Origin of the sequence: Streptomyces sp. NPDC058812, from assembly GCF_042744565.1 — a bacterium.
In the GTDB taxonomy this organism is placed as follows: Bacteria; Actinomycetota; Actinomycetes; order Streptomycetales; family Streptomycetaceae; genus Streptomyces; species Streptomyces thinghirensis.
Genome location: NZ_JBHYOB010000027.1, coordinates 1 through 22,269 on the forward strand (window position 1 = coordinate 1; position 22,269 = coordinate 22,269).

A 22,269-nucleotide genomic window follows, 5' to 3' on the forward strand; every position below is an offset into this window, starting at 1 on the left:
AGGGTTGCGCTCGTTGCGGGACTTAACCCAACATCTCACGACACGAGCTGACGACAGCCATGCACCACCTGTACACCGACCACAAGGGGGCGCCTGTCTCCAGACGTTTCCGGTGTATGTCAAGCCTTGGTAAGGTTCTTCGCGTTGCGTCGAATTAAGCCACATGCTCCGGTCCACGAGGGTCAGCCGGTCCCCGGCCTGCACCTTCGGGCCCGTGGCCGAGGGAACCCCCTCCGTGCGGGCGGTGTCGACGATCACCTCCCACTGGCGGCCGTGGTCGACCGGCACCACGAAGTCCAGCGGCTTGGGCGAGGCGTTGAACATCAGCAGGAACGAGTCGTCGAAGATGCGTTCCCCGCGCGCGCCGGGCTCGGAGATCGCGTTGCCGTTCAGGAACACCGTGAGGGCCGACGCCCGCGCCGAGTTCCAGTCCCGCTGGGTCATCTCCGCACCCTCGGGGGTGAACCAGGCGATGTCCGACAGCTCGTCGTGGGTGCCTTCCACAGGACGCCCGTGGAAGAAGCGCCGCCTGCGGAAGACCGGGTGGTCCTTGCGCAGCCACACCATCGCGCGGGTGAACTCCAGCAGCCCGGTACCGGTGACGTCGCCGTCACCGTCGCCGTCCGGCCACGCCACCCACGCCAGCTCGTTGTCCTGGCAGTAGGCGTTGTTGTTGCCCCGCTGGGTGCGGGCGAACTCGTCACCGTGGCTGATCATCGGCACGCCCTGCGAGAGCAGCAGGGTGGCGATGAAGTTCCGCATCTGCCGCGCCCGCAGCTCCAGCACCGCCGGGTCGTCGGTGTCGCCCTCGGCTCCGCAGTTCCAGGACCGGTTGTGGCTCTCGCCGTCCCGGTTGTCCTCGCCGTTGGCGTGGTTGCGCTTGTCGTTGTACGCCACCATGTCGTGCAGGGTGAAGCCGTCGTGGCAGGTGACGAAGTTGATCGAGGCCAGCGGGCGGCGGCCGTCGTCCTGGTAGAGGTCGGACGATCCGGTCAGCCGGGACGCGAACTCCGCCAGCGTGCGCTGCTCGCCGCGCCACAGGTCCCGCACCGTGTCCCGGTACTTGCCGTTCCACTCGGTCCACAGCGGCGGGAAGTTGCCCACCTGGTAGCCGCCCTCGCCCACGTCCCACGGCTCGGCGATCAGTTTCACCTGCGAGACCACGGGATCCTGCTGCACCAGGTCGAAGAACGACGACAGCCGGTCCACCTCGTGGAACTGCCGGGCCAGGGTGGCGGCGAGGTCGAAGCGGAAGCCGTCGACGTGCATCTCGGTGACCCAGTACCGCAGCGAGTCCATGATCATCTGGAGGACGTGCGGGGAGCGCATGAGCAGGGAGTTCCCGGTGCCCGTGGTGTCCATGTAGTACCGGGGGTCGTCGGTCAGCCGGTAGTACGAGGCGTTGTCGATGCCCTTGAAGGACAGGGTCGGGCCCAGGTGGTTGCCCTCGGCGGTGTGGTTGTAGACCACGTCGAGGATGACCTCGATCCCGGCCTCGTGCAGCGCCTTCACCGCCGACTTGAACTCCAGCACCTGCTGGCCGCGGTCGCCCCAGGAGGCGTACGCGTTGTGCGGGGCGAAGAAGCCGATCGTGTTGTAGCCCCAGTAGTTGTTCAGGCCCATGTCCACGAGGCGGTGGTCGTTGACGAACTGGTGCACCGGCATCAGCTCCAGCGCGGTCACCCCCAGCTCGGTGAGGTGCTCGATGAGCGCCGGGTGCGCGAGGGCCGCGTAGGTGCCGCGCAGTTCCTCGGGGAGGCCCGGGTGCCGCATGGTCAGGCCCTTCACGTGGGCCTCGTAGAGCACCGTGTGGTGGTACTCCGTCCGGGGGCGCCGGTCGTCGCCCCAGTCGAAGTAGGGGTTGACCACCACCGAGGACATCATGTGCGGAGCCGAGTCGAGGTCGTTGCGCCGGTCGGGGTCGCCGAAGTGGTAGCCGTACACCTCCTCGCCCCACTGGATCGAGCCGCTGATCGCACGCGCGTACGGATCGAGGAGCAGCTTGGCGCTGTTGCAGCGCAGCCCGCGCTCCGGGGCGTACGGGCCGTGCACGCGGTAGCCGTACCGCTGCCCGGGCATCACGCCCGGCACGTACGCGTGCCGTACGAACGCGTCGCTCTCCCGCAGCTCGATCGCGGCCTCCGAGCCGTCGTCGTGCAGCAGACACAGCTCTACTCGGTCGGCGGCCTCCGTGAAGACCGCGAAGTTGGTGCCGGCGCCGTCGTACGTGGCACCGAGTGGATACGCCTCTCCAGGCCAGACCTGCATGGACACGACTCTTTCAGGTGTACGGCGCCGGTGCGGACGCCTTGGCTCCGAGTCCCCCGGAAGTCTCCCCGAAAGTGAGGCGACCTCTAGCACGTACGTCCTCCTACCCACCCTTCGGCATTCTCCTCCGCATGCGCCCCGGAGCGGGGTGCGAGGGAGTCTTCCCCGTACCCGGCCACGTCACCGCTATGAATCCGCTCACTCCCCGGTGTGCGGCCGACCGGAACGGGCTTGTGGATCACGGATGTTGGGAAAACCGGCCCGTCCATCGGGCTGCACCGCGGACCGCTCGCGGAGTACCCTTCCTTGATCGTTGGGACGGGGTCTCCCCGGTAGTGCTCCGGGGGAGCGGAAGGCGGTGCGCGGGTGGGCTCGGGAGGGCTGGAGCTGCCTCCTGGTGACGACGGTCACCAGGGGAACTCCGCGGACGTCCCGCCCGGTGCGGTGTCCCTGGCGCGGCCGATGAGCGCGGGCGCGATCGGTCCGGAACTGGACTGGGACACCGACGCCTGGCACGAGGTGCGCACCCGTGCGCAGCGGGCGGGCCGGGCCTACATCTGGCTCAACCTCGTCGAACAGCGGCTGCGCGCGGTCGTGGCCGCCGTCCTGCGGCCGGTCTACGAACCCGTCCACGGCGACGAATGGGTGGTCGCCGCGGCCGGACCCGCCGGCCAGGAGTGGGTGCAGCGCGCCGTCGCCGTCCGCGAGGTCAGCCGCCGCAAGGGCTACCTGCTCGACCCGGCCGACGACAACGTCCTCAGCTTCCTCACGCTGCCGCAGCTGCGCGAGCTGATGGTGCAGCACTGGCCCTGCTTCGAGCCGTACGTGGACGAGCGCCGCGACGTGGAACTCGCCCTGGACGAGCTGGAGGTCACCCGCAACGTCGTCTCCCGCAACCGGGCGCTGTCCGAGGCGGTCCTGAACCAGGCGGAGCGGGCCTCGGCGCGGCTGCTGGAGGTCCTCGGCGCGGGCGGCGACGTGCCGTCCACGCGCCGGCTGCCGGTCGACGCGGTGGAGGACCTGGTCGGCGACCGGTACGCCGACGTGGTCGCCGTGCACTCGGACCGGGTGCGGCTGCTGCGCCAGTTCCCGGCCGAGGACCTCTTCGGCAGCGCGCGGCGCGTGGACGCCCTCGGTATCGGCCTCAACCTGCTCGTGCAGAACTTCTCCGGCCGCCGCCTGCTGCGCCTGGCCGAGTCCGGTGGCCGGGTGCGGCTGCTCTTCCTGAACCCGGCCTCCAGCTCGATCAAGCGCCGCGAGCGCGAACTCGGTATCAAGCGCGGCGAGCTGAGCCGCGCCGTGGAGATGAACATCCTGCACATGCGCCGGGTGCGCTCCCGGCTGCGGGACCCGGGGGCGTTCGAGATCCAGGTCTTCGACGAGACGCCCCGCTTCACGGCCTACCTCGTCGACGGGGACGGCGCCGACGGCATCGCGGTCGTGCAGTCCTATCTGCGTCGGACGCGGGGAATGGAGGCGCCGGTGCTCGTCCTGCGGAACGGGCGCAACGGCGGCAAGGTCGTGAAGTCGGACCAGCTCGACGAAGGCGGACTTTTCCCCACCTATCGCGAGGAGTTCGAGCTGATGTGGGCGGATTCGCGGCCGGTGTCGTGAGCGCCGGTGCCGGGCCGGCCCGCCGCCGGACCGGGCGTAAGCGGAATGCGATCCTCTGATTGTCAGTGGGTCATGGGAAGGTGGTGACCACTGGGGGAACGCACCACCGAGAAGGGGGACCGCCCATGGGCTGGCACCGGGAGCTGCTGATCGGCTTCGACCTGGAGACGACGGGCACCGATCCGCGCGAGGCGCGCATCGTCACGGGGGCCGTGATCGAGGTCATGGGCGGGGAGCCGCGAGGACGCCGGGAGTGGCTGGCCGACCCCGGCGTGGAGATCCCGGCGGACGCGGTGGCGGTGCACGGCATCACCAATGAGCGGGCGGCCACCGAGGGCCGTCCCGCCGACCAGGTCGCCGACGCCATCGCCGGTGTGCTCGCGGCCTACTGGAAGACGGGCGTCCCGGTCGTCGCCTACAACGCGGCCTTCGACCTCACCCTGCTCTCCGCCGAACTGCGGCGCTACGGACTGCCGTCCCTGCGCGACCGCCTCGGCGGCCTGGACCCGGCCCCGGTCATCGACCCGTACACCATCGACCGCTCCGTCGACCGTTACCGCCGCGGCAAGCGCAACCTGGAAGCGGTCTGCCGGGAGTACGGCGTCCCGCTCGACGCCGCCCACGACGCCACGGCCGACGCCCTCGCCGCGGCCCGGCTGGCCTGCGCGATAGCCGGCCGCCACCCCAAGGTGGCGTCCCTCGGACCGGCGGACCTGCACCACCGCCAGATCGAGTGGTACGCCGAGTGGGCGGCGGACTTCCAGAGCTTCCTGCGCCGCAAGGGCGACGCCACGGCCGTCGTCGACGGGACGTGGCCGCTGCGCGAACCGGCCGACGAACGGGTCTGACCGGGCATCGGACGGCGACGCGCCCGTCAGAGGCGACGCGCGGTCAGAGGCGACGCGCGGTCAAAACGGATACCACCGCACGGTCGGGTCCCCGTCCCGCAGCGACGCCACCCGGCGTTCGAACTCCGCCAGTGCCTTCGGATTGCTCGGCGCGTGCTGGGCCACCCACGCGCAGCTGGCCGTCTCCCGGGCGCCGCGCAGCACCGCACAGCCGTCCCACTCGCGCACGTCCCAGCCGTAGGTCGCGGTGAAGGCGTCGTGCGCCTCGGCGGGCAGCCCGTAGCGGTCCCGGCTGAGCGCCATCACCACCAGGTCGTGCTCGCGCAGGTCGGCGGAGAAGGTCTCCAGGTCGACCAGGACCGGCCCGTCGGGACCGACGTGCACATTGCGGGGCAGCGCGTCGCCGTGGATCGGGCCGGGCGTCAGGTGGGGGGTGAGCGCGGCGGCGGCCGTCGCGAAGCCGTCGCGGCGCTCACGCAGATACGCGGCGTCCGCCGGATCGATCACGTCGCCCGCGAGTCGCAGCCAGCGTTCCACACCGCCCAGCAGTTCGCGGGGCGGCAGCTCGAAGGAGGGGGAGGGCAGCGCGTGGACCAGCCGGAGCAGCGCGGCCACGTCCCGGGGCTCGGCGGGCCGCACCGGGTCGGGCAGCCGCCGCCACACGGTCACCGGATGCCCCGCGACGAACAGTGCCGAGGGGTCGGCCGCCCGCACCGCCGGCACACCGGCCTCTTCCAGCCACACCGCGACGGCCAGTTCCCGGCGCGCCCGGTCGAGGAGTTCGGCGTCACGGCCCACCTTGACCGCGAGGTCACCGGCGGCGAACACCGCGTTCTCGCCGAGGGCGAGCAGCCGCGCCTCCCGCGCCGGGCCGGGCAGCACCCCTGCCGCGGCCAGCACCTCCCGCGCCCGTGCCTCGTCCATCGTCGCCTGCCTCCGTGTCGGTCGTGTCCGTGGTGCCGGTCCTCCGGTCGTGTCCGTCATGTCCGCCGGGTTCCCGCCATCCGTCGGCCAGTGTCGCATTCGCACAGGTGGGAGCGTGTGCGCGGGCTCTTGACGGGGCACGGCGCCTTCACGACCATGACCAGGCCCGTTCGAGCCGTGCAAAGGGGCTGATTCCGTGACATTGGTGACCGAGTCGAGAAAGCCGGCGCGCCGCGCGCCCGGTACGGACCGGCCACGGCGCGGCCCCGACCACGGCGCCTGGTTCCTGGTGCTGCCGGCCCTGCTTCCCATCCTGGTCCTCAGCGTCGGGCCACTGGTCTACGGCATCCTGCTCGCGTTCACCGACGCCCAGTCGGGCCGGACGGAGCCCACCGAGTGGGTCGGCACCCTGAACTTCCAGGACCTGATGCACGACACGCTGTTCTGGGAGTCGTTCAGGATCGGGCTGGTCTGGGCCGTCGGGGTCACGGTGCCGCAGTTCCTGCTCGCGCTCGGCCTCGCCCTGCTGCTCAACCAGAACCTGCGGCTGCGCTGGCTGGCCCGCGCCCTGGCGATCATCCCCTGGGCGATGCCCGAGGTCGTCGTCGGCATCATGTGGCGGCTGGTCTACAACCCGGACGCGGGCATCCTCAACGAGACCCTGCGCGATTTCGGCCTCGGCGACGGCCGGGACTGGCTCAGCGGCCTCGCCACCGCCCTGCCCGCCGTCATCGTCGTCGGCGTCTGGGCCGGCATGCCGCAGACGACGGTGGCCCTGCTCGCCGGACTGCAGAACACCCCGCGCGAGCTGCACGAGGCAGCCGCGGTCGACGGCGCCGGAGCCTGGCGCCGCTTCCGCACGGTCACCTGGCCCGCCCTCAGACCGGTCGCGCTCGCCATCACCGCGCTCAACCTCATCTGGAACTTCAACTCCTTCGCCCTGGTCTACGTGCTGACCAACGGAGGCCCCGGCGGCCGGACCCGGCTGCCGATGCTCTTCGCCTACGAGGAGGCCTTCCGGTACGGGCAGTTCGGCTATGCGGCGGCGATGGGCTGCGTCATGGTCGCCGTGATCTCGATCCTGCTGGCCGCCTTCCTCGTCGGCCGGCTCAGGGGAGGTGACGAGGCATGAGGACCTCGACCGGGGCCCGCGTGGGCCAGTACGCCGCGCTGCTCGCGTATCTCGTCTTCCTGGCCTTCCCGTTCCTCTGGCTGATCTCCACCGCGTTCAAACCGCCGCAGGAGCTTGCGAGTCTCCACCCCACCTGGATCCCGGAGAACCCCACCCTCGACAACTTCCGGCAGGCCTTCGACGAACAGCCGCTGCTGCGGGCCGCCCTCAACTCCCTGCTCGCCGCGCTCGGCGCCGCGGTGGTCGCCGTGGTGATCGCGACCCCGATGGCGTACGTCATGGCCCGGCACCGCGGCCGGCTCACCAAGGCGGCCACCGGGTGGGTCGTGGTCAGCCAGGCCTTCCCCTTCGTCCTGCTGATCATCCCGCTCTTCCTGGTCCTGAAGAACCTCCGGCTGATCAACTCCGTGCCCGGACTCGTGATGGTCTACGTCGTGTGGTCGCTGCCGTTCGCGCTGTGGATGCTCGCCGGGTACGTCCGGGCCGTGCCGGCCGAGTTGGAGGAGGCGGCGGCGGTCGACGGCGCCGGGCGGCTGCGCATCCTGGTCTCGGTGACCGCGCCACTGCTCGCGCCGGGGATCGTGGCGACGGCGATGTTCGCCTTCATCACCGCGTGGAACGAGTTCTTCTTCGCGCTGGTGCTGCTGAAGACACCGGAGAAACAGACCCTGCCGGTGATCCTCACCCACTTCATCGGCGCGGAGGGCGTCGCGGACCTCGGCCCGCTCGCCGCGGCGGCCTTCCTCGCGACGCTGCCCTCGCTGGTGGTCTTCTCACTCATCCAGCGGCGGATCACGGGCGGCATGCTCGCCGGGGCGGTGAAGAGCTGATGCCGACGCGTACGAGGATCGTGACCCTGCTGGTCTCCCTCGCCCTGCTGCTCGCGGGCTGCACGGGCGGCGGCGACGGAGCGGACGACGGGCGGATCACCCTGCGCTTCCAGTCCCTGGCCTGGCAGGACGAGTCCGTGGCGGCCAACAGGGAACTGGTGCGGGAGTGGAACGCCACCCACCCGGACGTGCGTGTCGAGTACGTCCAGGGCAGCTGGGACAGCGTCCACGACCAGCTCCTCACCTCCTTCGAGGGCGGCGAGGCCCCCGACATCATCCACGACGCCTCCGACGACCTCGCGGACTTCGCCTACGGCGGCTACCTCGCCGACCTGACCGGCCTGCTGCCCGAGCGGCTGAAGTCGGACATCCCGCAGCGCAGCTGGGAGACCGTCACCTTCGGCGACGGCGTCTACGGCGTGCCGTTCCTCCAGGAGCCCCGCGTCCTGATCGCCAACGCCGCCCTGCTGAAGAAGTCCGGCGTCCGGATCCCCACGCCCGGACACCCCTGGACCTGGGCGGAGTTCCGGCAGGTGACGAAGCGGCTGAGCGGCGACGGGAAGTACGGCGTGGCCTGGCCGCTGAAGGAGCCCGTGTCCGCCACGCTCAACCTGTCCCTGTCCACCGGCGGACAGCTGTTCCACCGCGGCGCGGACGGGAAGGTCACCGTCCGGTTCGAGGAGGGTGATCAGGTGGTGCCCCGCACCATCCACGACCAGGTCAACACGGACCACAGCGCCTCCTCCGCCACCCTCGGCAGCGGCGGCTCCGACACCCTGCCCGGCTTCTTCGCGGGCAAGTACGCGATGGTGCCGCTCGGGTTCTCCTACCGCCAGCAGATCGAGCAGCAGGCACCCGAGGGCTTCGACTGGCAGGTGCTGCCCGCCCCGGCCGGCACCGGCGGACTCACCCAGGGCGTCAGCCCGCAGACCCTGTCGATCGCCGAGGACAGCCCGCACAAGAAGGAAGCCGCCGCGTTCGTCGACTTCCTCCTCCAGCCGGACAACATGACGCGCCTCGCCCTCGGCGACTGGATGCTGCCCACCGGCACCGAGGCGCTGAAGGACCCCGCCCTGCACACGGCCGAGCACGGCTGGGCCACGGGCACCGCCCTCGCCGAAAACCTGCGCCTGGCGCCCGGGCAGTCCGTCCGGGGCTATCCCGAGTGGAAGGACAAGGTGGCCACCCCCGCACTCCAGGAGTACTACAGCGGAGCGATCGGCATGGAGGAGCTGCGCGACCGCCTGGAGAAGGACGGAAACCTCGTCCTCGCCCGCTACCAGCGCTGACGGCGCTCGCGCCGGGCGGGCGGAAAACCCGTTGCCCACCCGGCGCCCAGGTCTCTAGCGTCGTCTCCGTGGCAGCTTTCAACGCGATCTTCAACTCCGGTCTCGGCCGGGGCTGCACGCACTCCATCAGGATGCGTCGTGGCCCCGGAGCCCTGACCGGCCCGGGGTCCCCCCGCCGCTGACCAACGCGCCGGCGCATGTCACACACGCGCTGACGCATGTGACCCACGCGCGGCGGGGCTGAGCCTCCGCATCCCTTTTCGCCTTCGTCTTCCGGTCAGGGCCTTCGGCTGCCCTTTCCCCCCTTCACGGAAGACAAGGACCGCAGGCCATGGCCCGCCCCACCCAGCGTGCCCGCACGCTCTCGCAGAACTTCCTCGCCGACCGCGCCACCGCAGAGCACGTCGCCCGGCTCGCCGCCCCCGACCGTCGGCGCCCGCCCCTCGTCCTCGAAGTGGGCGCCGGCAAGGGCGCCCTCACCGAGCCGCTCGCCCGCCGCAGCCGGGAGCTGCGCGCCTACGAGATCGACCCCCGGCTCCTCCCCGGGCTCCGCGCCCGCTTCGCGGGCACGCCCCACGTCCACGTCGTCGCCGGTGACTTCCTCGCCGCGCGGCCCCCGCGCACGCCGTTCTCCGTCGCCGGGAACGTGCCCTTCTCCCGCACCGCGGACATCGTCCACTGGTGCCTCACCGCACCCGGCCTCACCGACGCCACGCTGCTCACCCAGCTCGAGTACGCCCGCAAACGCACCGGCGACTACGGCCGCTGGAGCCTGCTGACGGTCCGGACCTGGCCCCGCCACGAGTGGCGGCTGGCCGGGCGGGTGAGCCGGTACGGCTTCCGGCCGGCGCCCCGCGTCGACGCCGGGATCCTGCGCATCGAGCGCCGCCGCACCCCACTGCTCGCCGGCGCCGCCCACCGGAGCTGGCGGGATCTGGTCGAGCTGGGCTTCTCGGGAGTGGGCGGCTCCCTGCACGCGTCCCTGCGGCGTGCCCACCCCCGGCGCCGGGTGGACGCGGCGTTCCGGGCCGCGTGCCTCGACCCCGGTGTGCTCGTCGGCGAGGTGGCGCCGACGCGCTGGCTGCGGCTGCACGAGGAGCTGGCGGCATGAGGAGGAGCGTGCGAGGAAAAAGGTTGCACGAGACGTCTCGTCTCGCGTACATTCCATGCATGACCACTCCCGCTCACATCGCCATGTTCTCCATCGCCGCGCACGGCCACGTGAACCCCAGCCTGGAGGTGATCCGCGAGCTCGTCGCGCGAGGGCACCGGGTGACGTACGCGATCCCGCCGCTCTTCGCGGAGAAGGTCGCCGAGGCGGGTGCCGAACCCAAGCTGTGGAACAGCACGCTGCCCGGCCCCGACGCCGACCCGGAAGCGTGGGGGACCACGCTGCTGGACAACGTCGAGCCGTTCCTCAACGACGCGATCCAGGCGCTCCCGCAGCTCATCGAGGCGTACGAGGGAGACGAACCGGACCTGATCCTGCACGACATCTCCGCCTACCCGGCCCGGGTCCTCGGTCACCGCTGGGGCGTACCCGTGGTCTCCCTCTCGCCGTGCATGGTCGCCTGGGAGGGGTACGAGCAGGAGGTCGGCGAGCCGATGTGGGAGGAGCCTCTGAAGACCGAGCGCGGCCAGGCGTACTACGCCCGTTTCCACGCCTGGCTGGAGGAGAACGGGATCACCCAGCACCCCGACCCGTTCGCCGGCCGCCCCGACCGCTCCCTGGTGCTGATCCCCAAGGCACTCCAGCCCAACGCGGACCGGGTCGACGAGAAGAGGTACACCTTCGTCGGCGCCTGCCAGGGCGACCGCACCGCCGAGGGGGACTGGCAGCGTCCCGAGGGTGCCGAGAAGGTCGTCCTGGTGTCCCTCGGGTCCGCGTTCACCAAGCAGCCGGCCTTCTACCGGGAGTGCGTCGAGGCCTTCGCCGAGCTGCCCGGCTGGCACGTGGTGCTCCAGATCGGCAAGCACGTCGACGCCGCCGAGCTGGGTGACGTACCGGAGAACGTCGAAGTGCGCTCATGGGTGCCGCAGTTGGCGATCCTTCAGCAGGCCGACCTGTTCGTCACCCACGCGGGAGCCGGCGGCAGCCAGGAGGGACTGGCCACCGCCACGCCGATGATCGCCGTACCGCAGGCCGTGGACCAGTTCGGCAACGCGGACATGCTCCAGGGGCTCGGCGTCGCCCGCCACCTCCCCACCGAGGAGGCCACCGCCGAGGCGCTGCGCACCGCCGCCCTCGCCCTGGTCGACGACCCGGAGGTGGCCGGGCGGCTGAAGGAGTTCCAGGCCCAGATGGCACAGGAGGGCGGCACTCGACGGGCCGCGGACCTGATCGAGGCGGAGCTGGCGGCGGCGCGGGCCTGACCGCACCGAAGCGGAGGACGCCGAGACCGAAGGGCCCGTCGGTTCCCAGGGCAACTCCCGGGGAACCGACGGGCCCTTCGGCTCGCGGCCGCGCGTCGGCCGGACCGGCGGCGGTCGCTCACACCCCGACCCGCTCGCCGTCGTGATCAGGGTGTGACGCTGGTACGGGAGCCTTCCGCAGAGTTGTTGAATAAGTCACAGGAGTGTGTAGTGGTTGAACCGCGCACCCGCATCGGCGAGAGTGGCGCGCACGTCCGCGTGGCGCGCGGACCCGGCCGTCGTGCCCACCCCCACGGGGCACGACGGCCGTCCTATGGTGTGCACATGACGACGATGTACGCGGCGCTGCTGCGCGGTATCAACGTGGGCGGCGCGAAGAAGGTCCCGATGGCCGAACTGCGCTCGCTCCTGGAAGGCCTCGGCCATGACGCCGTACGCACCCATCTCCAGAGCGGCCAGGCCGTGTTCGCGTCCGGTCACGGGGACGAGGAGTCCCTGGCCGCCGAGTTGACGCGGGCGATCGAGGAGCGCTTCGGCTTCGCGGTGGACGTGATCGTGCGCGACCACGCCTATCTGCGGGCGGTCGCCGAGGAGTGCCCGTTCCCGGCCGCCGACCTGGAGGCCAAGCAGCTGCACGTCACGTACTTCTCCGCGCCGGTCGACGCGGAACGCTTCACGGCGATCGACCGGCCGGCCTTCCTCCCCGAGGAGTTCCGCCTCGGCGACCGTGCCCTGTACCTGTACGCGCCGGACGGCCTCGGCCGCTCGAAGCTCGCCGAGGCCCTCGCCAAGCCCCGTGTGAACAAGGGCGTGATCGCCACCACCCGCAACTGGAACACCGTCACCAAGCTCGTGGAGCTGACCACCCCCTGACCACCCCCTAACCGGTCCCGGCCCGGTCCCGGCCCGGTCCCTGACCGCTTCCTGACCACCCCCTGGCCGCGCAGGCCGGACGGACGCAGGATTGGGCCACTGGCACGGCGCCGAATTGGGCCGCGACGCCGTACCACCCGGCCGCTAGCGTCGGCGCCATGAACACCGCGTCACCCACTCGCGTCGACTGTTTCTTCGACCCCGCCTGCCCCTTCGCCTGGATCACCTCCCGCTGGCTGCTGGAGGTCGAACGGCAACGCCCGCTCGACCTCCGCTTCCGCGTGATGAGCCTGTACCTGCACAACACCGGCAATGACCTGCCCGACTGGTACCGGGACCTCGTCGACCGTTCGATCGGCCCGGTAAGGGTCGCGGTGGCCGCCGCCGAGCGGCACGGGAAGAAGGTGCTGCGCGACCTGTACACCGCACTCGGCACCCGTATCCACGAGCGGGGCGCCGAGGACTTCGACGCGGTGGTAGCGGAGTCCCTCGCCGAGCTGGGTCTCGCACCCGAACTGGCCGCCGCCGCGCACGACCCGGCGTACGACGACGCCGTGCGCCGCAGCCACGAGACGGGGGCCGAACCCGACTCCGGTGGCTATGTGGGGACGCCCACCATCCATGTCGATGGAACGGTGTGGTTCGGACCCGTGCTGCGGGCCGTTCCGCGCGGCACCCGCGCGGCGGAACTCTTCGACACCTTCCGCGTCCTGGCCACCGACCCCGACGTCTTCGAACTCAAGCGCACGCGCACCGGCGGGCTGTCCTTCGACTGACGACGACGGTGCGGACGCCGGGCGGTCAGGCCCCGACCGCCGCCGCCAGCACCGGCGTCCGCGCCTCGTCGTACCGCTCCAGCAGCACCCGCGCCACCTCCGGCGAGGGACCGAGGACGTCCGCCAGCACGTCCGCCCGCTCCGCGCCCCGCGCGATGCGGTCCGGCAGGAAACCGGGGGCCAGGACGTACGGCGCCACGGCCACGCGTGCGCAGCCCAGCTCCCGCAGCTCACGCACCGCGTCCTCGGTGCGCGGAAGGGATGCGGAGGCGAACGCAGGCCGCACGGCGCACCAACCGGTGTGCCGCCACTCCCGCGCGATTTCTGCGATCACTGCGATCGCCTCCGGGTCGGAGGACCCCGCCGAGGCCAGTACGACCCCGGTCGAGGACTTGTCGGCGGGCGTCAGGCCCGCCTCGTACAGGCGCCGCTCCAGCGCCGACAGCAGCAGCGGCGAGGGGCCGAGCACCTCGGCCTGCCGGATCCGCAACCGCGGGGGCGCGTCCGCGAGGACCGCCGGGATGTCCGCCTTGGCGTGGAAGGCACGGGTCAGCAGGAGCGGGAGCGCCACCACGTCCCGCACGCCCTCCGTCTCCAGCGACTCCAGCACGCCCTGCACCGAGGGCACGTTGAAGTCCAGGAAGCCGGTCTCCACCCGTACGTCCGGGCGCACCGCCCTGACCCGGCGGACCAGGGCGTGCACGGTCGCGGCGTGCCGCGGGTCGCGGCTGCCGTGGGCGATGACCAGGAGGACCGGCGGGGACGTCATGGCTGTCAGCTCCTCACCAGCAGACCGCGGCTGCGCAGCACCCACCGCTCCAGCGGGCTGAAGATCAGCAGGTCGATGGCGATGCCGACGATCAGGATGAGGAGGATCGCCTCGAAGACCATGGCCATGTCGCTGGCGTTGCGGCCGTTCTCCAGGAGCTGGCCGAGGCCGACGCCGAGGTCGGGGAAGGAGGCGATGATCTCGGCGGCCATCAGGGAGCGCCAGGAGAACGCCCAGCCCTGCTTGAGGCCCGCGACGTAACCGGGCAGCGCGGCCGGGAGCACGATGTGCCAGGTGCCCTTCAGCCCGGTCGCTCCCAGGGTGCGGCCCGCGCGCAGGTAGAGGGGGGAGACCTGGTCGACGCCGGAGACCAGGCCGTTGGCGATGGAGGGGACCGCGCCGAGCAGGATGACGGCGTACATCATCGAGTTGTTCAGGCCCAGCCAGATCACGGCCGGCGGCACCCACGCCACCGACGGCAGCGACTGGAGGCCGGACAGGATCGGGCCGATCGCGGCGCGCACGAACTTCACCCGGGCCACCAGCAGCCCCAGCGGCGTGCCGATCACCAGCGCCAGCAGGAAGCCGGACAGCCCGCGCGAGACGCTGGTCCAGATGTAGCCGAGCAGTTCGCCCTGGAGCCAGGCCTGGTGGAGCACGTCCCACACGTCGGACGGGGCGGGCAGCTTGGTCGGGTCGTCGACGATCTTGAAGGAGACCAGCGCCTGCCACACCGCCACCACCAGCAGCACGGCCGCGACCGGCGGCAGGATCTTCTGCGTGAGCGTCTGGCGGAAGGGCGTACGGCCCTTCTGCTGGGTCTCCAGCGCGTCGAGGCCCGCCTCCAGACCGGCGAGGTCGCCCGCGTCCTTGGCGGGCGTCGTGGTCTCAGTGCTGACCATGGCGGCGGATCTCCCCACGCAGTTCTTCGGTGATCTCGACGGACAGTTCCGCCACGGCGGTGTCCTCGATGCGGCGCGGATGCGGGATGCCGACCGTCCACTGGCGGGCGATGCGTCCGGGGCGGGAGGAGAGCAGTACCACGCGCTCCGCGAGCCGGACGGCCTCGCGGACGTTGTGCGTGACGAAGAGGACGGACAGCCGCGTCTCGCGCCAGATCCGGGTCAGTTCGTCGTGCAGCACGTCCCGCGTGATGGCGTCCAGCGCCGCGAACGGCTCGTCCATCAGCAGCAGCCTGCTCTCCTGGGCGAGCGCCCGGGCCATCGCGACCCGCTGGCGCATACCGCCCGACAGCTCGTGCACCCGCTTGCCGTACGCGCCCTTCAGCCGGACCAGTTCGAGCAGCTCCTCCGCCTTGTCGCGGCGCTCGGACTTGGGCACGCCCCGCAGCTTGAGGGCGAGTTCGATGTTCTTGCCCGCCGTCAGCCACGGGAACAGGGCGTGCTCCTGGAACATCAGGGCCGGCCGCCCGTCCGTGGTGATCGCCCCGGCGCTCGGCTTGTCCAGGCCCGCCACCAGGTTCAGCAGCGTGGACTTGCCGCAGCCGGAGGCCCCCAGGAGGGTGACGAACTCGCCGGGTGCGACATCGAGGGTGATGTCGTCCAGCACGAGCTGCTGCCCGGCGGGGCCGCCGAACGACTTCGAGACGTGCTCGATCCGCGCGGCGTGCGAGGCCGCCTCGGTGCCCTCGTCGGCCTTGGCGAGGGTCGTGGTCGTGGCCATGGTCGTCACCTCCTGGGAATGGTCGGGATCCGGGCCTACTGGACGCCGAGACCGGCGTCGTCGACCGCGGGTTCGCCCTTGGCCTTGAGGACCTTGTTGAGCAGCGTGAGGTCGTAGATGCCCTTGAGGTCGGGCTGCTCCAGCAGGCCCGCCTCGACGGCGTGGTCCGCCTGGGCGTCGAGGGTGGCGGCCAGCGGGTCGTCGGTCAGCCGGATCGACTCCCACGCCGGGTCCAGGACGTCGGCGGGCAGCGCCTTGCCGGTGTCCTTCTCCAGCTGCTTGTTCGCCGCGGCCCTGGCCTCGTCGGGGTTGGCCTCGATCCACTCGTTGGTGTCCACCGAGGCCTTCAGCACCGCCTCGACGACCGTCGGGTGCTCCTCGAGGAACTCCTGCCGCACGATGATGTTCGTGATCACGAACTCCTCGTCCGGCCACAGCGTCGACTCGTCCAGCAGCACCTTGCCGCCCTGCGCGACCAGCCGGGACGCGGTCGGCTCCGGCACCCACGCGCCGTCGACGGAACCGGACTCGAAGGCGCCCGGGGTCACCTTGTTGTCGCTGCGGACGACCGTCACGTCGCCCTTTCCGCTCTGCGCGTCGACCGTCCAGCCCTGCTCGGCGACCCAGTGGAGGAACGCCACGTCCTGCGTGTTGCCCAGCTGCGGGGTCGCGATGCGCTTGCCCTTGACGTCCTTCAACGACTTGATCTCGTCCGGGTTCACCACCAGCTTCACCCCGCCGGAGGCCGAACCGCCGATGATCCGCAGGTTCTTGCCGTCCGACTTGGCGTAGCCGTTGATCGCCGGGGAGGGGCCGATCCAGCCGATGTCGACGGAGCCGGAGTTCAGCGCCTCGATCTCGGACGGGCCCGCGTTGAAGACCGCGTACTTGGCCTCGGTGGCGCCCAGCTCCTTCTGGAAGAAGCCCTTCTGGTTGCCGACCAGCGCGGTGGCGTGGGTGACGTTGCCGAAGTAGCCGATCCGGACGGAGTCGAGACCGTCGATCTTCTCGGCCCCGGCGGCGATCCGGACACCTCCGTCGTCCTTGGCCTGCGAGCCGTACCCGCAGCCGGCGAGCGCCAGCAGCGGGAGGGCGGCCAGGACCGCGAGAGTGCGGCGCAGGGCGGTGGTGGCAGGCACGGGAGGTGTTCCTCTCGTTGGCCCGGCTCTCACGCCTGTCGGTAGGTCCGAGGTGTCAGGTCGTGGCCGGGAGATCGGCGGGTTTGCGTCTGCGGCGGTGAGGGCTGAGGGCGCGCGAGCGGTGCGCGTACGTCAGCGCGCACATCGCGCGACCCCGCCCTGCCCGCTGCCTTGAGCCCCGCTGCCGACGCGGCCGCCCTCCTTCGCGAACGTGGAGTAGAAGTCGGGGGAGCCCATGCTCAGAAGTCCCACCCGTCGTCGTCCGCCTCGTCGTTGACCGGCTCCGGCGTGGCGAAGGACTCGCCGGCCATGCCCGCGGTGAGCGTGGTGCCGTCGCTCGGGTCGATCAGGATGAACGAACCCGTGCGCCGCGAGTCGGCGTAGGAGTCGGCGGGCAGCGGCTCGGCCGTACGGATCTTCACCCGGCCGATGTCGTTGGCGACGAGCTGCCCGGGATGCGGGTGCAGGGACAGGTCGTCCAGCGTGAGCCGGGCCGGGATGTCCTTGACGATCGCCTTGACCGTGCGGGTGCCGTGCTTGAGCAGCACGCGGTGGCCGACGGTGAGCGGCGCGTCGGCGACGTGGCAGACGGTGGCCTCGACGTCCTGGGTGGTGGCGGGGGCGTCCTTGCTGGGGACGATCAGGTCGCCGCGGGAGACGTCGATGTCGTCCTCCAGCAGCAGCGTCACCGACTGCGGCGTCCAGGCCGCGTCGACGGGCTCGCCCAGCAGGTCGATGCCGGACACCTTCGAGGTGCGGCCCGAGGGCAGGACGGTGACGTCGTCGCCGACGCGGAAGGTGCCGGCGGCGATCTGGCCCGCGTAGCCGCGGTAGTCGGGGTGCTCGGCGGTCCGCGGGCGGATCACGTACTGCACGGGCAGCCGGGCGTGGCAGTGCGCCAGGTCGTGGCTGACCGGGACGGTCTCCAGGTGTTCGAGGACGGTCGGGCCGCCGTACCAGTCCATGACCGCCGACGGTTCCACCACGTTGTCGCCCGCGAGCGCCGAGATCGGGATCGCGGTGACCTCCGGGACGCCCAGCTCGGTCGCGTACGCCGTGAACTCCTCGGCGATCGCGGCGAACACGGGCTCCTTGTAGTCGACCAGGTCCATCTTGTTGACGGCGAGGACGACGTGCGGGACCCGCAGCAGGGCGGCGATCGCGGCGTGCCGGCGGGTCTGCTCGACGACGCCGTTGCGGGCGTCGACCAGGATCACCGTCAGCTCGGCGGTGGAGGCACCGGTGACCATGTTCCGGGTGTACTGCACGTGCCCGGGGGTGTCGGCCAGGATGAACCGGCGGCGCGGGGTGGCGAAGTAGCGGTAGGCCACGTCGATGGTGATGCCCTGCTCGCGCTCGGCCCGCAGGCCGTCGGTGAGCAGCGCGAGGTCCGGGGCTTCCTGGCCGCGGCTCGCGGAGGCGCGCGCCACTGCCTCCAGTTGGTCGACGAGGACCGACTTGGAGTCGTGCAGCAGACGGCCGACCAGGGTGGACTTGCCGTCGTCGACGGACCCGGCGGTGGCGAACCGCAGCAGGGTGGTCTCCGACAGCTGCCAGGCCGCCAAAGGCTCGGTGGGTTCGGTGGTGCTGGTCATGGCTAGAAGTACCCCTCGCGCTTGCGGTCTTCCATCGCGGCCTCGGACATCTTGTCGTCGGCGCGGGTCGCGCCGCGCTCGGTGAGCCGGGTGACGGCGATCTCGGCGATCACCTTCTCGATGCTGTCGGCGTCGGAGTCGACGGCGCCGGTGCAGGACATGTCGCCCACGGTGCGGTAGCGGACCCGCCGCTTGACCACCGTCTCGTCGTCCTTCGGGCCGCCCCACTCGCCGGCGGTCAGCCACATGCCGCTGCGTGCGAAGACCTCGCGCTCGTGGGCGTAGTAGATCGCCGGCAGTTCGATCCCCTCGCGGGCGATGTACTGCCACACGTCCAGCTCGGTCCAGTTGGAGAGCGGGAAGACGCGGACGTGCTCACCGGGGGCGTGCCGGCCGTTGTACAGGTTCCACAGCTCGGGGCGCTGGCGGCGCGGGTCCCACTGGGAGAACTCGTCGCGCAGCGAGAACACCCGCTCCTTCGCCCGCGCCTTCTCCTCGTCGCGGCGCCCGCCGCCGAAGACGGCGTCGAACTTCTCCGCCTGGATCTTCTCGGTCAGCGGCAGCGTCTGCAGCGGGTTGCGGGTGCCGTCCGGGCGCTCCTTGAGCACACCGCGGTCGATGTAGTCCTGCACGGAGGCGACGTGCAGGCGCAGCCCGTGCTTCTCGACCGTGCGGTCGCGGTACTCCAGGACCTCGGGGAAGTTGTGCCCGGTGTCCACGTGCAGCAGCGAGAACGGGACCGGCGCGGGGGCGAACGCCTTCAGCGCCAGGTGCAGCATGAGGATGGAGTCCTTGCCGCCGGAGAAGAGGATCACCGGCCGCTCGAACTCGCCCGCCACCTCGCGGAAGATGTGCACCGCCTCGGACTCGAGGGCGTCGAGGTGGGAGAGGGCGTACGGGCTGTCCGTACCCTCCGCCACTGTGGCCACGGACGTCGTCATGCCAGTCCCCTTTCGGTGAGCAGGGCGTGGACCGCCGCGGCGGACTCCTGGACGGTCTGGTCCTGCGACTCGATGCGCAGGTCGGGCGCGACGGGCTCCTCGTACGGGTCGTCGACCCCGGTGAGCCCGGTCAGCTCACCCGCGGCCTGCTTGGCGTACAGGCCCTTCACGTCGCGCACCGAGCACACCTCGACCGGGGTGGCCACGTGCACCTCCACGTACGCCGTGCCGTTCGCCTCGTGCCGCTTGCGGACCGCGTCCCGGCTGTCCGCGTACGGGGCGATCACCGGGACCAGCGCCGTGACGCCGTTGCGGGCGAGCAGTTCGGCGACGAAGCCGATGCGCTGCACGTTGGTGTGCCGGTCCTCGCGGCTGAAGCCGAGGCCCGCCGAGAGGAACTCGCGGATCTCGTCGCCGTCGAGGAGCTCAACGCGCCGGCCCTGTTCGCGGAGCCGGCCGGCCAGTTCGTGGGCGATGGTGGTCTTGCCGGCGCTGGGCAGACCCGTGAGCCAGACGGTGGCTCCGGTCGTCACAGGGTTCTCCTGAATCTCAGTCGTCGTCATGTCAGCCGTGCAGTCCGCACTCGGTCTTGGAGCGGCCCGCCCAGCGACCGGCGCGTGCGTCCTCGCCCTCCAGCACACGGCGGGTGCAGGGTGCGCAGCCCACGGAGGCATAGCCGTCCATCAGCAGCGGGTTGGTGAGGACACCGTGCTCGTCGACGTACGTTTGCACATCTTCCTGTGACCACTTGGCGATGGGAGAGACCTTCACCTTGCGCCGCTTCTCGTCCCAGCCGACCACCGGCGTGTTCGCGCGGGTCTCGGACTCGTCGCGGCGCAGGCCGGTGGCCCAGGCCTGGTAGCCCTTCAGCCCCTCCTCCAGCGGCTTCACCTTGCGCAGCGCGCAGCACAGGTCGGGGTCGCGGTCGTGCAGCCTCGGCCCGTACTCGGCGTCCTGCTCGGCGACCGTCTGCCGGGGGGTGAGCGTGATGACGTTGACGTCCATCACGGCCTCCACGGCGTCCCGGGTGCCGATGGTCTCCGGGAAGTGGTAGCCGGTGTCGAGGAACACCACGTCCACGCCGGGCAGGGCGCGGGAGGCGAGGTGGGCGACGACCGCGTCCTCCATCGAGGAGGTCACGCAGAAGCGGCCGCCGAAGGTGTCGGCCGCCCACTGGAGGATCTCCAGCGCGGAGGCGTCCTCCAGCTCGCGGCCCGCCCGCTCGGCGAGTGCCTTGAGATCCTCGGTCGTACGTTCTTCCTGAACCGCCGTCATATCGGTTCCCCTCCCGTGGAGTTGGGCTGAAGACCCCGGGCGAGGAGCCCGAGGAACTTCAACTGGAATGCGCGGTTGCACGCCCCGCATTCCCAGGCGCCGTGACCTTCCTCGTGCGGACGCAGGTCCTCGTCACCGCAGTAGGGGCAGTAGAACGGCGCGGCACGCTCCGTCATGACAGGGCCTCCTCGGAGGCGCGGGCCGCCCAGGTGGCGAAGCGCTCGCCGTCCTCGCGCTCGGCCCGGTAGCGGGTCAGGACGCGCTCCACGTAGTCCGGCAACTCCTCCGCCGTCACCTTCAGACCGCGCACCTTGCGGCCGAAGCCGGGCTCCAGGCCGAGCGCGCCGCCCAGGTGCACCTGGTAGCCCTCGACCTGCTCGCCCCGGTCGTTGAGGACCAGCTGGCCCTTGAGACCGATGTCCGCGGTCTGGATGCGGGCGCAGGCGTTCGGGCAGCCGTTGAGGTTGATGGTGAGGGGCTCGTCGAACTCCGGGAGGCGGCGCTCCAGTTCGTCGATCAGCGAGGCGCCGCGCGCCTTGGTCTCGACGATGGCGAGCTTGCAGAACTCGATGCCGGTGCAGGCCATGGTGCCGCGCCGGAAGGTGGAGGGCCGGGCGGTGAGGTCCAGCGCCTCCAGGGACTCCACCAGCGAGTCGACCTGCCCCTCCTCGACGTCGAGGACGATCATCTTCTGCTCGACCGTCGTACGGACGCGGCCCGAGCCGTGCGACTCCGCCAGGTCGGCGATCTTCGTCAGGATCGTGCCGTCGACGCGGCCGACGCGCGGGGCGAAGCCGACGTAGTAGCGGCCGTCCTTCTGCCGGTGCACGCCGATGTGGTCACGCCAGCGGCTGGTCGGGTCGGCGGGCGCCGGGCCGTCGGTGAGCTTGCGCTTCAGGTACTCGTCCTCCAGCACCTGGCGGAACTTCTCCGCGCCCCAGTCGGCGACCAGGAACTTCAGGCGGGCGCGGTTGCGCAGCCGCCGGTAGCCGTAGTCGCGGAAGATCGAGATGACGCCCTCGTAGACGTCGGGCACGTCCTCGATCGGCACCCAGGCGCCGAGGCGCACGCCCAGCTTGGGGTTGGTGGACAGGCCGCCGCCGACCCACAGGTCGAAGCCCGGCCCGTGCTCGGGGTGCTCGACGCCGACGAACGCCACGTCGTTGATCTCGTGCACCACGTCCAGCACCGGCGACCCGGAGATCGCGGTCTTGAACTTCCGCGGCAGGTTCGAGTACGCCGGGTTGTTCAGGACCCGGCGCTTCATCTCCTCCAGCGCCGGCGTGCCGTCGATGATCTCGTCCTCGGCGATGCCCGCGACCGGGGAGCCGATCATCACGCGGGGCGTGTCGCCGCAGGCGGTGACCGTGGACAGGCCGACGCCCTCCAGGCGGTTCCAGATCTCGGGGACGTCCTCGATGCGGATCCAGTGGTACTGGACGTTCTGCCGGTCGGTGATGTCGGCCGTGCCGCGCGCGAACTCCTGCGAGATCTCGCCGATGACGCGCAGTTGCGCGGTGGTCAGCGCGCCGCCGTCGATGCGGACGCGCAGCATGAAGTAGCTGTCGTCCAGCTCCTCCGGCTCCAGGACGGCCGTCTTCCCGCCGTCGATGCCCTGCTTGCGCTGGGTGTACAGCCCCCACCAGCGCATTCGGCCGCGCAGGTCACCGGGGTCGATCGAGTCGAAACCCCGCTTGGAGTAGATCGTCTCAATACGTGTCCGTACGTTGAGACCGTCGTCGTCCTTCTTGGTCTGCTCGTTGGCGTTGAGCGGGGTGAAGTGACCGGCCGCCCACTGACCCTCGCCGCGGTGACGGCTCACCTTGCGGCGTGGGGTCGCGGCAGCAGGATTCGGCGGCGTGGCGGCCATGGGTGACACGTCCTTCGGGACAGGCGGAAAGCGGCTCTGACCTGCGCGCACGGCGCATGGCATACGTGAG

General features: G+C 71.2%; 20 protein-coding genes, 1 rRNA gene and 1 pseudogene. 9 read left to right on the plus strand and 13 right to left on the minus strand.

Going from position 1 to position 22,269, the window contains the following annotated elements:
• Both ACFW48_RS35120 and glgX read right to left on the minus strand, forming a co-directional pair.
• Positions 1–170, minus strand: a 16S ribosomal RNA gene (locus tag ACFW48_RS35120); the annotation flags it as partial.
• Positions 163–2,268: pseudogene (glgX, locus tag ACFW48_RS35125) on the minus strand (glycogen debranching protein GlgX); the annotation flags it as partial. The gene ACFW48_RS35120 and the pseudogene glgX, both read right to left, overlap by 8 nt.
• Before the next feature lie 366 nt (positions 2,269–2,634).
• Here glgX and ACFW48_RS35130 point away from each other — a divergent pair.
• Both ACFW48_RS35130 and ACFW48_RS35135 read left to right on the plus strand, forming a co-directional pair.
• Positions 2,635–3,882, plus strand: coding sequence for an SAV2148 family HEPN domain-containing protein (locus tag ACFW48_RS35130; protein ID WP_386322190.1), 1,248 nt, complete (start codon positions 2,635–2,637; stop codon positions 3,880–3,882).
• A gap of 125 nt (positions 3,883–4,007) precedes the next feature.
• Positions 4,008–4,730: a 3'-5' exonuclease gene (locus tag ACFW48_RS35135; RefSeq protein ID WP_345626534.1), complete on the plus strand. Its 723-nt coding sequence runs from the start codon at positions 4,008–4,010 to the stop codon at positions 4,728–4,730.
• Positions 4,731–4,790: 60 nt separating this feature from the next.
• Here ACFW48_RS35135 and ACFW48_RS35140 read toward each other — a convergent pair whose 3' ends face one another.
• Entirely contained in the window at positions 4,791–5,654 is an 864-nt protein-coding gene (locus ACFW48_RS35140) for a phosphotransferase enzyme family protein (RefSeq protein WP_386322192.1), read from the minus strand.
• A gap of 196 nt (positions 5,655–5,850) precedes the next feature.
• On the opposite strand from ACFW48_RS35140, the gene ACFW48_RS35145 reads away from it, so the two are divergent.
• From ACFW48_RS35145 to ACFW48_RS35175, 7 genes are all read left to right on the plus strand, one after another.
• Entirely contained in the window at positions 5,851–6,786 is a 936-nt protein-coding gene (locus tag ACFW48_RS35145; protein ID WP_386322194.1) for a carbohydrate ABC transporter permease, read from the plus strand.
• Positions 6,783–7,616 (plus strand): carbohydrate ABC transporter permease, encoded by an 834-nt coding sequence (locus ACFW48_RS35150; protein ID WP_386322196.1) that lies wholly within the window; start codon positions 6,783–6,785, stop codon positions 7,614–7,616. The genes ACFW48_RS35145 and ACFW48_RS35150 overlap by 4 nt, the downstream gene beginning before the upstream one ends.
• A complete protein-coding gene (locus ACFW48_RS35155; protein ID WP_386322198.1) occupies positions 7,616–8,905 on the plus strand; it encodes an ABC transporter substrate-binding protein in 1,290 nt (429 codons plus the stop codon). The genes ACFW48_RS35150 and ACFW48_RS35155 overlap by 1 nt, the downstream gene beginning before the upstream one ends.
• 331 nt (positions 8,906–9,236) lie before the next feature.
• Positions 9,237–10,016, plus strand: a complete 780-nt coding sequence (gene erm(O) / locus ACFW48_RS35160) for a 23S rRNA (adenine(2058)-N(6))-methyltransferase Erm(O) (RefSeq protein WP_386322200.1) — start codon at positions 9,237–9,239, stop codon at positions 10,014–10,016.
• 8 nt (positions 10,017–10,024) lie between these two features.
• Positions 10,025–11,278 (plus strand): glycosyltransferase, encoded by a 1,254-nt coding sequence (locus ACFW48_RS35165; RefSeq protein ID WP_386322312.1) that lies wholly within the window; start codon positions 10,025–10,027, stop codon positions 11,276–11,278.
• 324 nt (positions 11,279–11,602) lie between these two features.
• Positions 11,603–12,151 carry a DUF1697 domain-containing protein gene (locus tag ACFW48_RS35170; protein WP_386322202.1) on the plus strand — a complete coding sequence of 183 codons (549 nt, stop codon included), beginning with the start codon at positions 11,603–11,605 and terminating at the stop codon, positions 12,149–12,151.
• 158 nt (positions 12,152–12,309) lie between these two features.
• Positions 12,310–12,927, plus strand: a complete 618-nt coding sequence (locus ACFW48_RS35175; RefSeq protein WP_386322204.1) for a DsbA family protein — start codon at positions 12,310–12,312, stop codon at positions 12,925–12,927.
• Positions 12,928–12,952: 25 nt separating this feature from the next.
• Here ACFW48_RS35175 and ACFW48_RS35180 read toward each other — a convergent pair whose 3' ends face one another.
• The 10 genes from ACFW48_RS35180 to sirA form a co-directional block, all read right to left on the minus strand.
• On the minus strand, positions 12,953–13,696 hold the full coding sequence (locus ACFW48_RS35180; protein ID WP_386322206.1) for a sirohydrochlorin chelatase: 744 nt from the start codon (positions 13,694–13,696) through the stop codon (positions 12,953–12,955).
• 5 nt (positions 13,697–13,701) lie between these two features.
• Positions 13,702–14,598: an ABC transporter permease gene (locus ACFW48_RS35185; RefSeq protein WP_386322208.1), complete on the minus strand. Its 897-nt coding sequence runs from the start codon at positions 14,596–14,598 to the stop codon at positions 13,702–13,704.
• Complete coding sequence (locus tag ACFW48_RS35190; protein WP_386322210.1) at positions 14,585–15,379, minus strand: ABC transporter ATP-binding protein; 795 nt, start codon at positions 15,377–15,379, stop codon at positions 14,585–14,587. Before ACFW48_RS35190 ends, ACFW48_RS35185 begins: the two co-directional genes overlap by 14 nt.
• A 35-nt stretch (positions 15,380–15,414) precedes the next feature.
• Positions 15,415–16,518 (minus strand): aliphatic sulfonate ABC transporter substrate-binding protein, encoded by a 1,104-nt coding sequence (locus tag ACFW48_RS35195; RefSeq protein WP_386322212.1) that lies wholly within the window; start codon positions 16,516–16,518, stop codon positions 15,415–15,417.
• A 239-nt stretch (positions 16,519–16,757) separates the two neighbouring features.
• Complete coding sequence (locus ACFW48_RS35200) at positions 16,758–18,113, minus strand: sulfate adenylyltransferase subunit 1 (RefSeq protein WP_386322214.1); 1,356 nt, start codon at positions 18,111–18,113, stop codon at positions 16,758–16,760.
• Positions 18,114–18,115: 2 nt separating this feature from the next.
• On the minus strand, positions 18,116–19,054 hold the full coding sequence (gene cysD, locus ACFW48_RS35205) for a sulfate adenylyltransferase subunit CysD (protein ID WP_386322215.1): 939 nt from the start codon (positions 19,052–19,054) through the stop codon (positions 18,116–18,118).
• Positions 19,051–19,617, minus strand: coding sequence for an adenylyl-sulfate kinase (gene cysC / locus ACFW48_RS35210; protein ID WP_386322217.1), 567 nt, complete (start codon positions 19,615–19,617; stop codon positions 19,051–19,053). Before cysC ends, cysD begins: the two co-directional genes overlap by 4 nt.
• A gap of 1 nt (position 19,618) precedes the next feature.
• A complete protein-coding gene (locus tag ACFW48_RS35215; protein ID WP_386322218.1) occupies positions 19,619–20,329 on the minus strand; it encodes a phosphoadenylyl-sulfate reductase in 711 nt (236 codons plus the stop codon).
• Positions 20,326–20,505, minus strand: coding sequence for a hypothetical protein (locus ACFW48_RS35220; RefSeq protein ID WP_121749832.1), 180 nt, complete (start codon positions 20,503–20,505; stop codon positions 20,326–20,328). Before ACFW48_RS35220 ends, ACFW48_RS35215 begins: the two co-directional genes overlap by 4 nt.
• Positions 20,502–22,199: a sulfite reductase SirA gene (sirA, locus tag ACFW48_RS35225; protein WP_386322219.1), complete on the minus strand. Its 1,698-nt coding sequence runs from the start codon at positions 22,197–22,199 to the stop codon at positions 20,502–20,504. Before sirA ends, ACFW48_RS35220 begins: the two co-directional genes overlap by 4 nt.
• Positions 22,200–22,269: the final 70 nt, after the last annotated feature.

Excerpts from the sequence above, each read along its gene's own strand:
- ACFW48_RS35135 (WP_345626534.1), top strand. The coding sequence starts at position 4,008 with ATGGGCTGGCACCGGGAGCTGCTGATCGGCTTCGACCTGGAGACGACG.
- ACFW48_RS35140 (WP_386322192.1), bottom strand. The coding sequence starts at position 5,654 with ATGGACGAGGCACGGGCGCGGGAGGTGCTGGCCGCGGCAGGGGTGCTG.
- ACFW48_RS35150 (WP_386322196.1), top strand. The coding sequence starts at position 6,783 with ATGAGGACCTCGACCGGGGCCCGCGTGGGCCAGTACGCCGCGCTGCTC.
- ACFW48_RS35155 (WP_386322198.1), top strand. The coding sequence starts at position 7,616 with ATGCCGACGCGTACGAGGATCGTGACCCTGCTGGTCTCCCTCGCCCTG.
- ACFW48_RS35170 (WP_386322202.1), top strand. The coding sequence starts at position 11,603 with ATGACGACGATGTACGCGGCGCTGCTGCGCGGTATCAACGTGGGCGGC.
- ACFW48_RS35175 (WP_386322204.1), top strand. The coding sequence starts at position 12,310 with ATGAACACCGCGTCACCCACTCGCGTCGACTGTTTCTTCGACCCCGCC.
- ACFW48_RS35180 (WP_386322206.1), bottom strand. The coding sequence starts at position 13,696 with ATGACGTCCCCGCCGGTCCTCCTGGTCATCGCCCACGGCAGCCGCGAC.
- ACFW48_RS35185 (WP_386322208.1), bottom strand. The coding sequence starts at position 14,598 with ATGGTCAGCACTGAGACCACGACGCCCGCCAAGGACGCGGGCGACCTC.
- ACFW48_RS35190 (WP_386322210.1), bottom strand. The coding sequence starts at position 15,379 with ATGGCCACGACCACGACCCTCGCCAAGGCCGACGAGGGCACCGAGGCG.
- ACFW48_RS35200 (WP_386322214.1), bottom strand. The coding sequence starts at position 18,113 with ATGACCAGCACCACCGAACCCACCGAGCCTTTGGCGGCCTGGCAGCTG.
- cysD (WP_386322215.1), bottom strand. The coding sequence starts at position 19,054 with ATGACGACGTCCGTGGCCACAGTGGCGGAGGGTACGGACAGCCCGTAC.
- cysC (WP_386322217.1), bottom strand. The coding sequence starts at position 19,617 with ATGACGACGACTGAGATTCAGGAGAACCCTGTGACGACCGGAGCCACC.
- ACFW48_RS35215 (WP_386322218.1), bottom strand. The coding sequence starts at position 20,329 with ATGACGGCGGTTCAGGAAGAACGTACGACCGAGGATCTCAAGGCACTC.
- ACFW48_RS35220 (WP_121749832.1), bottom strand. The coding sequence starts at position 20,505 with ATGACGGAGCGTGCCGCGCCGTTCTACTGCCCCTACTGCGGTGACGAG.
- sirA (WP_386322219.1), bottom strand. The coding sequence starts at position 22,199 with ATGGCCGCCACGCCGCCGAATCCTGCTGCCGCGACCCCACGCCGCAAG.